Raw genomic sequence first — 11359 nt, forward strand, 5'->3', positions numbered from 1 at the left:
TCACGCGCCGCCCTTGTGGATCTGCTCGACGAGGGACTTGAGAACGGTGTCGGTGCGCGGGCCGAAGTTCAGCAGGACGCCGTCGTCGACGGAGGCGATGCGGCGATCGAGCCCGGCCGGGGTCTCGCCGACGCCCGGGATCTTGAGCAGCCCGTCCACGCCGCCGACGGAGTCCAGGCCCTTGCTCATCACGAGGATCACATCGGGCGCGGCCTTGGCGAGGGCCTCGCTGGTGATGGGTGTGAAGTCCTTCTTCAGGCCCGAGTCGACGCCCGCGTCGACGCCGCCCGCCGCCTCGATGAGCGAGTCCGCTCCCGAGCCCGCGCCGCCGAGGAGGTAGACGGAGGCCGAGCCGCGCAGGTAGAGGAAGGCGACGCGCGGCTTCTTCCCGGTGCCGGTGCCGGTGTTGGAGTCGGAGCCAGGGCTCTTGGGGATGTTCCGCTTCGCCGCCTCGATACGGCTCTCCGTGCGTTCGCGGAGCTCTGTGCCCGCGGCGGGGACGCCGAGCGCGGCCGCCACCTTGTCGATCCGGGTGCCGACGTCGCCGAGTCTCTTCGCCGGGTCGAGGACGACGAGGGGGATGCCCGCCGCGCGGATCTGGCCGATGGCCTCCGCCGGGCCGGTGGTGGTCTCGGCGAGGACGAGCGTGGGCCGCAGGGAGAGCACGCTCTCCGCCGAGACGTCGTGCGCGCGCGTCACGACGGGCAGTTCACGGGCCTGTTCGAACGTGGCGGTGATGTCGCGGGCCACGACCCGGTCGCCGAGGCCGAGGCTGAAGACGATCTCGGAGAGCGAGCCGGAAAGCGGAACGATCCGGTCGGCGCCGCTCACGGTGACGTCCCGGCCGTCGGCGGAGCGCACGGTGACGGGCAGTCCGGGCCTGGGCGCCGGCGTGAGCGGTTCGACGCGGTCGGGCGTCGACCGCTGCCGCCCGGCGGTCCCGGAGGCGCCCGAGGGCTTTCCGGAATCCCCGTCCGCCGTGCCGCAGCCGGTGAGGACGGCGGCCATGGCGAGCAGGCCCGCGAGGGCGCCGAGGAGGCGTGGGACGCGCAACAGGGCTCCTACCGAATGCCGTTGAAACACGTTCCCGCCTTTCCGGTGCGGATCCCTCCGGGTGGGCTGTCCACCCGCTGAGCTGTAGCTTAGGTTAGCCTTACCTTATTCGCCATTGTTCGAGAGGGGTTCCCCGATGCTGCCGTCCAGACCTGCCCGCGCGCCCGTCGTCGCGCTCCTCGCGGCATTGCTGGCGGCCGCGACCGCGCTCGTCCCGGCCGCCCACGCGGCGGACGGGCCCGGGTCATCCGGAACGCGGGAGGTGTCCGGCGGCCGGCTCGACTGGGGGATCAAGTCCTCCTTCCAGAGCTATGTCACCGGGCCGATCGCGCAGGGAAGCTGGGAGCTCCGGGGCGGGGCGGCGACGATCGGCGGCAGCCGGTTCCGCTTCCACTCCGCCAAGGGCTCCTACACACCCGAAAGCGGCGCCTTGGAGGCGGCCTTCTCCGGTGGCGTGCACTTCACCGGGCACCGCAAGCCGGACGGCTCCCACGAGCTCGACCTGACCGTCACCCGCCCCACCGTCCGCCTCGCGGGCGGCGCTGGCACCCTCTACGCCGACATGACGAGCAAGGCCAGGGGCACGGGCGAGGTCACGACCGCCGCCCAGGTGCCCCTCGCCGCCCTCGACCTCTCCGGCGTCGACCTGCGCGGCGGCGGGACGCACGTCGGCCTCACCGACGTCCCGGCCACCCTCACCGCGCAGGGCGCCAAGGCCTTCGCCGGCTACTACACCCAGGGCACGGCACTCGACCCCGTCACCCTCTCCGCCGACATCCTGGCGGCCGCCGCCCAGGCGTCGCCGGGCGCGAGCCCGTCCACGGAACCGTCCACGGAACCGTCGACAGCGTCGGAGGAGAAGCGGGCGCCCAAGGGCGGGTTCACGGAGGCGGCAGTCGACTGGGGCGTGCGGCGCACGTTCCGCGAGTACGTCACCGGGTCCATCGCCCAGGGCTCCTGGAAGCTCGCCGACGGCGCCCAGGACGGCGGCGCGCTGTTCCGCTTCCCGCGCGGCAAGGGCACGTACGACGCCGGTGCCGGTTCCCTCGACGCCGCGTTCGCCGGAACCCTCCGCTTCACCGGAAAGCACCTCGACCTCACCCTCGGCGGGGTCAAGGTCGCGGTGAAGGAGGGCCGGGGCACCCTGTCGGCGGACGTGACCGGCGACGGCCGTACGGCCGCCGGGGGCGTACCGCTCGTCACCTTCGACGCCTCCGGGCTCAAGGAGAAGGACGGCCTCGCCGCCGTCGCCGAGGCCCCGGCGAAGCTCACGGCCGAGGGAGCGAAGGCCTTCGGCGGGATGTACCAGGAGGGCACGGACATGGACCCGGTCTCCCTGGCCGTGCCGCTGGACGCCAAGGCCGCGCTGCCGCCGCTGCCGGACCTCGGCAGCGGGCCGAGTGCCGCCCCGTCCCCGGCGGAGCCGCGGACGAAGTCCGCCGCTTCCTCGGCTTCCTCGTCGTCCGGTTCCGCTTCCTTCCCCGTGGTGCCGGTCGCGGTGACCGCTGCCGTGGTCGTGGCGGCGGCGGTCGCCACCTTCCTGATGACCCGCCGACGGAAGCCTGCGGCTTCCACGTCCTCCACGTCCTCCCTGGACTGACCGACTCCGCACCGGCCGCCGCCTCCCCCCTCACCGAGCGGCCGGTGCGGCCCCCCTCCCTCCCCTGAAATCCATCAGCACCCCCGACCGAGGAGACAACAGACCATGACCGTCGCCGCACGCCGACGCCCCCTCGCCCTCGCGGCCGCCGTCGCCACGGCCGCCGCGGCCCTGGGCACCACCGCCCTGATCGCCCCGGCCGCCCACGCCGCGGGCGGGCCGCCGCCGATGACGCTGAAGGACGGCACGCTGGGCTGGGGCCTGAAGAAGTCCTTCCGCGACTACGTCGAGGGCGGCTTCGCCAATGGCGCCATCAGCGTCACCGACGGGGCGCGGCGGGCCGCCGACGGCTCCTTCGCCTTCACCGACGGCAAGGGCACATACGACATGTCCACGCACGCGGTCGGCAGCACCTTCAAGGGCGGCGTGCGCTTCACCGGCCACGACGGCGAACTGGACATCACCTTCGCCGACCTGAAGCTGGCGGGCGACGCCGGCGGCAAGACCGGCCGTATCACCGCCGACGTCACGACGAAGGGCGGCACGCCCCAGGACGACGTGCCGATCGCCGCGCTGGACCTGGCGGCGGCGAAGCGCACCATGGGCGCGGGCGGCAAGGTCACCTTCGACGGGATACCCGCGACGCTGACCGCCGAGGGCGCGAAGGTCTTCTCTTACCAGGGCCGTTCCATGTACAAGCAGGGCGCCGAGCTCGACAAGGCGACGTTCACGACGACGGCGGTGACGGATGCCCAGCCGAAGCCCGACCCGAAGCCCAAGCCCAAGCCGAAGCCGTCGGAGGGCGGCGAGGAGAAGAAGGACACCGGCGCGCCGAAGAAGGACACCAGTGCGCCGAAGAACGACAAGACGAACGACAAGGCCGCCCAGGGTGACGGCAAGCCCGTCTCCGGCACCGTCAACGACGGCAGGCTCGACTGGGGCCTGAAGAAGTCCTTCCGCGACTACGTCACCGGCGGGTTCGCCCAGGGCAAGGCCGAGGTCTTCGGCGACGCCGTGAAGCTCGCCGACGGCTACCGCTTCACCAAGGCCGGCGGCACGTACGACGCGGCCACCAACACGCTGGACGTCGCCTTCAAGGGAGAGGTCCGCTTCACGGGCCACGAGGGCCAGCTGGACCTGCGGTTCAGCAACTTCAAGGTCAAGGCGTCCGGCTCCGGCGACGCCACGCTCAGCGCGGACGTGGCCTCCAAGGGCACGGTGACGCTCGCGAAGCTGAAGCTCGACGCGAACGCCCTCAAGGCCCGGAACGGGGTCGTCACCCTGTCCGCCGTGCCGGCGACCCTGACCGCCGAGGGCGCGGGCGTCTTCTCGTACCAGGGCCGCGCCATGTACAAGGAAGGCGCAGCGCTCGACCCGGTGACCCTCGCCGTCACGGTCGGCGAGAACGCCAAGCTCCCCGCCGCCGCAGACGGTCGGAACGCCGCAGCTGATACGTCTACCGGCGGTGGCGGCGCCAAGGGCGGCGTGACCGGCGAAGAGGCGTCGCTGGCGGCTACGGGCGCCGACACGCCCACCGGTCCGCTCATCGGCGGGGCGGTGGCGCTGACGCTGGCGGGCGGGGCGGCGGTGTACGCCTCGCGGCGGCGGTCGGCGCTCGTGAAGGGCTGACGCCCTTCACTCATCCCATGAACAGCCCGCGCCCCCGGTTACGGTCACCGGGGGCGCGGGTTTCGTCTGCGGGCCACCGCAGGGCCTACGCGCTCAGCGGGAATTCCTCGCCCAGCTCCCTGAAGACCGCCGTGTTGAGGTCGAACGCGCGCTTGCACTCGTCGACCACGCGCTGCTTCTCCAGGTCGTCCAGCGGCAGGGCGTCGAGCAGCTCGCGGTACTCGCGCTTGAAGGCGGCCGGGTTGGAGATGCCCTCGAAGACGTAGAAGCGGACGCCGTCGCCCTTGCGGGCGAAGCCCCACGTCTTCTCGGCCGTGCCGCGGATGATCTGGCCGCCGGAAAGGTCGCCCAGGTAACGCGTGTAGTGGTGGGCGACATAGCCGGCGGGCCAGTCGCGGACGCACTCCTCGATCCGGGCCGCGTACGCCGCCGTCGCGGGCAGGGGCGTGAGGCCCGTACGCCATCCGGGGCCGCCCAGGTGGGCCAGATCCCGCTCCAGCTCGGCGGAGCGGCGCAGCTCGGGACGTATGAACGGCCCGACCACGGGGTCGCCGGTGAGGACGCCGGAGGCGGACTCCAGGGCCTGGTACACGAACCAGAGCTGCTCCGTGTAGCGGCGGTAGGCGGCCACCCCGAGGCGGCCGCCCAGCATGTCGCTCATGAACGACGAGTTCTCCGCCTCCGTGTGCTGCTCGTGCGAGGCCGTGCGGATGAGCGTGGAGAACGGAGTCGTGGCGGGGGCGTCCAAGGCGGACCTCCGGAGACCGAGGGGACGGGAAGAAGAGGGGGGAGAACAGGCGGTAACGGGTGCGCCGAAGCGCGCGCCGCCACCGCCCATCCTCTCTACTTAGGCTTACCTAAGTCAATTGCTTCCCGACGTGCTGTCGGTAAAAACCTGGTGCCACGCTACGGCAAGGTGAGGATCTCCGCACCCGATTCCGTCACGACGAGCGTGTGCTCGAACTGGGCCGTCCGCTTGCGGTCCTTGGTGACGACCGTCCAGCCGTCCTCCCACATGTCGTACTCGTACGTGCCCAGCGTCAGCATCGGCTCGATCGTGAAGGTCATGCCCGGCTGGATGAGCGTGTCGTGGTGGGGGCTGTCGTAGTGGGGGACGATCAGGCCGGAGTGGAAGGACGAGTTGATGCCGTGCCCGGTGAAGTCACGCACGACGCCGTAGCCGAAGCGCTTGGCGTACGACTCGATGACACGGCCGATGATGTTGATCCGGCGGCCCGGCTTGACGGCCTTGACGGCCCGGTTCAGCGCCTCGCGCGTGCGCTCGACGAGGAGACGCGACTCCTCGTCCACGTCGCCGCAGAGGTAGGTGGCGTTGTTGTCGCCGTGCACGCCGTCGATGTACGCGGTCACGTCGAGATTGACGATGTCGCCGTCGCGCAGCACGGTCGAGTCGGGGATGCCGTGGCAGACGACCTCGTTGATCGACGCGCACAGCGACTTGGGGAAGCCGCGGTAGCCGAGCGTGGAGGGGTAGGCGCCGTGGTCGCACATGTACTCGTGCGCGACCCGGTCCAGCTCGTCGGTGGTGACGCCGGGGGCGATGTGCTTGGCCGCCTCCTCCATCGCCCGCGCGGCGATGCCGCCCGCGATCCGCATCTTCTCGATCGTCTCGGCGTCCTGGACCTCGGGACCGTCGTACGGGGTCGGCGCCGGCTTCCCCACGTACTCGGGGCGCGGGATCGAGGCGGGAACGGGGCGGGTGGGGGAGAGTCTCCCCGGGACAAGAAGCGACTGGCCAGACATGTCTGCGAGTGTAGTTGCGATGGAACACACGCTGGAGGAGAGCTGATGGCACTGTTCAAGCGGCGCGCGGCGGCCGGGAAGCCGGGCGAGTGGTACTACTGCCTCAAGCACGCCACGGTCGAGGAGGGGCCGCAGTGCCGGGCGGCGGACCGGCTGGGCCCGTACGGCTCGCGGGAGGAGGCGTCCCACGCGATGGAGACGGCGCGCGAGCGGAACGAGGAGTGGCGGGAGGACCCGCGCTGGAAGGACGAGGACGCGTAGCGGTTTCGCCGGGCGGGGGCGCCCCCCCCGCCCGGGAGTCCGGCCGGGTGGGGCCCCGCCGGGAGTCCGGCCGGGCCGGGCGTGGTCAGGCCGCCTCCGTCACCGCCTCCGCCGCCTTGCGGCGGCGCATCCGGACCGCGTGCTCGTCCGTCCGCTGGTCGTAGGCCATCAGCTTGGGCAGGGACGCCGCCAGCAGGCCCACCGCCGCCACGCACGCCAGGCCGCCCGCCCAGACGGACGTGCGGACGCCCGTCAGCGTGGCCATGCCGCCCGCGCGGACCTGGCCGAGCTGTGGGCCGACGGAGTAGGACAGCAGCTCGATGCCCGCGAGGCGGCCGCGCAGCTCGTCCGGGATGGTCTGGTCCCAGATCGCCGAGCGGAACAGGCCGCTCACCATGTCGCAGCCGCCCGCGACGGCCAGGAAGAACAGCACCAGCCAGATGTTGTGCAGCCACCCCGCCACGGCCATGGCCGTTCCCCAGCCCACCGCCGCGAGGACCACCATCCGGCCGTGCCGGTTGACGCGGGAGACCCAGCCGCTGGTCAGGCTGACCGTGAGGGAGCCGACCGCGCCCGCCGCGTACATCAGGCCCAGCGCCCAGGGGGCGTGGAGCTCGTCCGCCAGGAACGGGAAGATCGCGGTGGGCATCGCGAAGAACATCGCCGCCAGGTCCACCGCGTACGTACCGAGCAGCTCCTTGCGGCCCCACGCGTAGCGCGCGCCCTCCGCGATGCCGCGCAGCGACGGCTTCTCGGCGTCGTGCGAGGCGGGGGAGGGGGCGAGCCCGGCGGTCAGGGCCAGGGAGATCACGAAGGAGGCGAGGTCCAGCGTGTAGGCCAGCGGCAGCCCCGCGAAGGCGATGACGACACCCGCCAGGGAGGGGCCGGCGATGGCCCCGAGCTGCCAGCGCATCGAGTTCAGCGCGATCGCGGCCGGCAGCTGGTCGTGGGCCACGATCCGGGGGACGATCGCCTGGAGCGCCGGCCGCTGGAGTCCCGTGAGCGCGCTGACCAGGGCGGCCACCACATACAGCGGCCAGATCAGGGGGTGCGGAAGCAGCGTGTTGAGCAGCAGCATCACGCTCAGGACGGCGAGCCCCGCCTCCGTCCACAGGATCAGCTTCCGGCGGTCCATGGCGTCGGCGAGTGCGCCGCCGTAGAGGCCGAAGACGATCAGCGGTACGAGCTCGACCGCGCCGATCGCGCCGACCGCGAGGGCGGAGCCGGTGAGCTCCTTGAGCTGGAGCGGCAGCGCGATGAAGGTCAGGAAGCTGCCGAAGACCGTGACGAGGCCCGCCAGCCACATGCGGCGGAAGTCCCGGGAGGAGTGCCAGGGGGAGAGGTCGGGCAGGAGCGCGCGTATCCGGCCGACGGAAGGGGGCTCCACGGAGGAGTCTGAGGAAGGAGGGGGATGGTGCTCGGTCACGGGGCACCATGGTCGGGCGCGCCCGGGCCCGGGGCAAACCCTTTTTCACCGGCCGCCGTCCGTGGGCGCCCCGCTCACCACCGGTGGGGCGGCGCCGACAACTGGTCCACCAGCCGCGACAGCCGGTCGCGGAAGCGGCGCCCCCGCGCGCCCGGCATCGGCCCGTTCTCCCCGGCGGCCGCGCTGACCAGGTGCTGCACCGTGTCGAGGTCCAGGCCCGCCGAGTCCGGCACGGCCAGCGACTCATGGGCGAGCGCGCACAGGTCCGTGTGCGCCACGGCCGCCGGGCCGCCGTCGGGCGTCCCGTCCAGGGCCAGCACCGTCGCCCCGCCGCGCCGGGCGTCGTGCACCCGCTCCAGCAGCCCCTCGCCGGCGCTCCCCTCCGCCACCACCAGCAGCGTCTCCCCGCGCCCCGCCGCCTCCAGCCGGCCCAGCCCGACAGACAGGTGCGCGGGCGCGCCGGGCGGCGGGCGGTGCCGGACGAGCGTGGGGGACAGCTCCGTCAGACCGGACCAGGCGGCCTCGTCGTCCAGGTGCGCGGCCAGGTGCCAGGGCTCGTAGCCGGCCGTGCCGACCAGCAGCAGCCCCCCGCCGTGCGCCACGGCCGAGCCGCGCAGCGTCCCCGCGAAGCGGCGGGTGTCCCGCAGCCACTCGGTCCCGGCCAGTGCCTCGCGCAGCAGCGCGACCCGTACGGCGTCCATGCGCCGCATCCTGCCCCAACGGTCGTGGGGGAACGCCGAGTTGGGCAATGCCTCACCCGTTCGGGCGCGGGGGTGGTGCGAGGGGCCCGCACCGGTCCGGGCGGCGGGGCGCGGGCGTGACAGTATCGCTGTCATGACTACTTCTGAAGACGCCAAGAAGGTGCCCGCGAAGGACCCTTGGGACCTTCCCGACGTGTCCGGCCTGGTGGTCGGTGTCCTCGGCGGCACCGGTGACCAGGGCCGCGGCCTCGCCTACCGGCTGGCCAAGGCCGGCCAGCGAGTGATCATCGGCTCCCGCGCGGCCGAGCGCGCCCAGGCGGCGGCGGAGGAGCTGGGCCTGGGGATCGAGGGGCTCGACAACGCCGAGTGCGCGCGGCGCAGCGACATCGTGATCGTCGCGGTGCCGTGGGAGGGCCACGGCAAGACGCTTGAGGCGCTCCGCGAGGACCTCGCGGGCAAGCTCGTCGTCGACTGCGTGAACCCGCTCGGCTTCGACAAGCAGGGCGCCTACGCGCTCAAGCCGGAGGAGGGCAGCGCCGCCCAGCAGGCCGCCGCACTGCTGCCGGAGTCGCGGGTGACCGCCGCCTTCCACCACCTGTCCGCCGTGCTGCTCTCCGACCCCGAGGTCGCGGAGATCGACACCGATGTGATGGTGCTGGGCGAGAAGCGGGCCGACACCGACATCGTGCAGGCCCTCGCCGGCCGCATCCCCGGGATGCGCGGCGTCTACGCGGGCCGGCTGCGCAACGCCCACCAGGTGGAGTCGCTGGTCGCCAACCTGATCTCCGCCAACCGCCGCTACAAGGCGCACGCGGGCCTGCGCGCCACCGACATCTGACGCCTCCGGGCGTCCGTCGCCCCCGGGGCGTGGAGGACGCCTCCGGGGCATGGGGGACAATGACCGGGATCGTACGCACATGCGCCCCGGACCCGGAGTAGGAGCCGCCCCCATGCCCCGCCTCGCCCTCTACGCCCTCGCCGTCTGCGTCCTCTCGGCCGCGGCGGCCGCCGTCTCCTTCGCCCGGGGCAGCTGGCTCGGCATCGTGTGGATCCTGATGCTGGGCGTCTCGTCCAACATCGCCTGGTACTACGTGCGCAAGGCGAAGAACGACAAGGCCGCGGAGGCGGCCGCCGGGCGCTGACACCGCCCGGCGATCAGCCGAGGTCGCCGATCAGCCCAGGTCGAGCGCGTTCAGCGGCGGGATCTCCGGCGTCCCCTGCCAGAAGCGGAACAGCTCCTGGCCCCAGTAGGTGTCCCACTCCGTGATGCCCGCCCTCCGCAGAACCGCGTCGATCATGTCGAAGAACGCGTGGTTGACCTCGGGGATCCACAGGAAGCCGAAGACCGCGAGCAGCCCGAACGGCGCGAACGGCTCCACCTGACGGCGCACCTTCGGCGACAGCCAGGGCTCGATGATCCCGTAGCCGTCCAGCCCCGGCACCGGCAGGAGGTTCAGGATCGTGGCGGTGACCTCCAGCAGGGCCAGGAACGCCAGGGCGTAGCGGAAGTTGTCCGGCACGCCGTCCAGCGCGCCCAGCCAGAACGGGGCGGAGACCACGGCCGCGAAGACGAGGTTCGTCAGCGGGCCGGCGGCGGAGATCAGGCTGTGCTTCCAGCGGCCGCGGATGCGGTGGCGCTCGATGAAGACGGCGCCGCCGGGCAGACCGATCCCGCCCATGATCACGAAGACCACCGGCAGCACGATGCTCAGCAGGGCGTGGGTGTACTTGAGCGGGTTGAGGGTGAGGTAGCCCTTCGCCCCGATCGTGATGTCACCGCCATGGAGGGCGGTGCGGGCGTGCGCGTACTCGTGGAGGCACAGCGAGACGATCCACGCCGAGACGACGAAGAGGAAGACCGCGAAGCCCGGCGACGCCGAGTAGTCCGTCCACACCGCCCATATGGAGACCGCCATGATGGCGACGAGGGCGAGGAAGACAGGGCTCACACGCCCTTCGCCGCGGGTCGCTTGCGTTGCCATGCGTGTGCTCCTGAGCTCTTCTGGACTGCGGGAATTGTCCGGGCGTACGAACGTACCGCGTGACCGTACTCGGTGGCCCCGGGGAACGCGTAGTGGCCGACTGCTCGATCATGTACCGGACACGCGACAATGGGCCGGTGCGTTATGGCATCCTCGGCACCACTTCGGCCCATTCCGACGACGGCCGGCCTCTGGCCCTCGGCGGCGCCCGGCTGCGCGCGCTCCTGGCAGCGCTGGCCCTGCGCCCCGGACGCCCCCAGAGCGCGGCCACGCTGATCGACGCGGTCTGGGACGGCGAGCCGCCCGCCGACGCGACGGGCGCCCTCCAGGCGCTGGTCGGACGACTGCGCCGGGTCGTCGGCCGGGAGGCGGTGGCCTCCGCCCCCGACGGCTACCGGCTGTGCGCCGAGCCCGACGACGTCGACCTCCACCGCTTCGAGCGGCTCGCCGACGAGGGGGAACGGGCGCTCGCCGACGGCGACCCCGCGAAGGCGGCGGTCCTCCTCGACGACGCCCTCGCCCTCTGGCGCGGCCCGGTCCTCGCCGACCTGCCCGGCGCCGCCGCCACGGCCGCCGCCCGGCCCGAGGCCCGCCGCCTCGCCGCCCGCCGCGCCCGCCTCGCCGCGACCGTGGCGCTGGGCGACGCGGCCGGGGCCCTGCCCGCCCTGGCCGAGCTGTGCGCCGAGCACCCCCTGGACGAGCCCCTCCACGCCCTCCGCCTGCGCGCGCTGCGCGCGGCGGGACGGCCGGCGGAGGCGCTCGCCGCGTACGCGGACATCAGGGGGACGATCGGGGAGCGGCTGGGGACGGAGCCGGGGGCGGAACTGCGGGCGCTGCACACGGAGCTGCTCTCGGGGGCGGGGCCGGAGCCTTCGGCCCACCCCCTGGGGGGCCCGGGGGGCCTTGCCCCCCGGGCACCGGGTCGGGGGGGGAGGGGGGGACC

General features: G+C 73.1%; 12 protein-coding genes. 6 read left to right on the forward strand and 6 right to left on the reverse strand.

The genetic code is table 11. From position 1 onward, the window contains the following. Positions 1-1056 carry an ABC transporter substrate-binding protein gene (locus tag AB0E98_RS01585; RefSeq protein ID WP_361698119.1) on the reverse strand — a complete coding sequence of 352 codons (1056 nt, stop codon included), beginning with the start codon at positions 1054-1056 and terminating at the stop codon, positions 1-3. A 133-nt stretch (positions 1057-1189) separates the two neighbouring features. Between AB0E98_RS01585 and AB0E98_RS01590 the strand changes: the two genes are divergently transcribed. Together AB0E98_RS01590 and AB0E98_RS01595 are read left to right on the forward strand one after the other, a co-directional pair. Continuing rightward, complete coding sequence (locus AB0E98_RS01590) at positions 1190-2653, forward strand: HtaA domain-containing protein (RefSeq protein WP_361697396.1); 1464 nt, start codon at positions 1190-1192, stop codon at positions 2651-2653. 105 nt (positions 2654-2758) lie between these two features. Beyond that, positions 2759-4282 (forward strand): HtaA domain-containing protein, encoded by a 1524-nt coding sequence (locus tag AB0E98_RS01595; protein WP_361697398.1) that lies wholly within the window; start codon positions 2759-2761, stop codon positions 4280-4282. 85 nt (positions 4283-4367) lie between these two features. Here the strand turns inward: AB0E98_RS01595 and AB0E98_RS01600 are convergent, their stop codons facing one another. Together AB0E98_RS01600 and map are read right to left on the reverse strand one after the other, a co-directional pair. Next, positions 4368-5030, reverse strand: a complete 663-nt coding sequence (locus tag AB0E98_RS01600; RefSeq protein WP_361697400.1) for a biliverdin-producing heme oxygenase — start codon at positions 5028-5030, stop codon at positions 4368-4370. A gap of 158 nt (positions 5031-5188) precedes the next feature. Next, on the reverse strand, positions 5189-6046 hold the full coding sequence (gene map / locus AB0E98_RS01605) for a type I methionyl aminopeptidase (protein ID WP_361697402.1): 858 nt from the start codon (positions 6044-6046) through the stop codon (positions 5189-5191). Positions 6047-6091: 45 nt separating this feature from the next. Here map and AB0E98_RS01610 point away from each other — a divergent pair, with 45 nt between their 5' ends. Continuing rightward, positions 6092-6307, forward strand: coding sequence for a hypothetical protein (locus AB0E98_RS01610; protein ID WP_361697404.1), 216 nt, complete (start codon positions 6092-6094; stop codon positions 6305-6307). 85 nt (positions 6308-6392) lie between these two features. On the opposite strand, the gene AB0E98_RS01615 is transcribed toward AB0E98_RS01610, so the two are convergent. After that, positions 6393-7694: an MFS transporter gene (locus tag AB0E98_RS01615; protein WP_361697406.1), complete on the reverse strand. Its 1302-nt coding sequence runs from the start codon at positions 7692-7694 to the stop codon at positions 6393-6395. A 113-nt stretch (positions 7695-7807) separates the two neighbouring features. Then, positions 7808-8434 carry a hypothetical protein gene (locus tag AB0E98_RS01620; RefSeq protein ID WP_361697408.1) on the reverse strand — a complete coding sequence of 209 codons (627 nt, stop codon included), beginning with the start codon at positions 8432-8434 and terminating at the stop codon, positions 7808-7810. A 133-nt stretch (positions 8435-8567) separates the two neighbouring features. Here AB0E98_RS01620 and npdG point away from each other — a divergent pair, with 133 nt between their 5' ends. Together npdG and AB0E98_RS01630 are read left to right on the forward strand one after the other, a co-directional pair. Further along, positions 8568-9272, forward strand: a complete 705-nt coding sequence (npdG, locus tag AB0E98_RS01625; protein WP_311613553.1) for an NADPH-dependent F420 reductase — start codon at positions 8568-8570, stop codon at positions 9270-9272. 112 nt (positions 9273-9384) lie between these two features. After that, positions 9385-9576, forward strand: a complete 192-nt coding sequence (locus tag AB0E98_RS01630) for a hypothetical protein (protein ID WP_361697410.1) — start codon at positions 9385-9387, stop codon at positions 9574-9576. A 30-nt stretch (positions 9577-9606) separates the two neighbouring features. Here AB0E98_RS01630 and AB0E98_RS01635 read toward each other — a convergent pair whose 3' ends face one another. Next, the gene (locus AB0E98_RS01635; RefSeq protein ID WP_361697412.1) at positions 9607-10416 is read right to left on the reverse strand and encodes a site-2 protease family protein; all 810 of its coding nucleotides are present in this window, start codon (positions 10414-10416) and stop codon (positions 9607-9609) included. A gap of 137 nt (positions 10417-10553) precedes the next feature. Here AB0E98_RS01635 and AB0E98_RS01640 point away from each other — a divergent pair. Further along, on the forward strand, positions 10554-11359 hold an 806-nt coding region (locus AB0E98_RS01640), incomplete at its 3' end, for an AfsR/SARP family transcriptional regulator (RefSeq protein ID WP_361697414.1).

The sequence above is a fragment of the Streptomyces sp. NPDC037389 genome (assembly GCF_040636475.1).
GTDB lineage: Bacteria > Actinomycetota > Actinomycetes > Streptomycetales > Streptomycetaceae > Streptomyces > Streptomyces hesseae.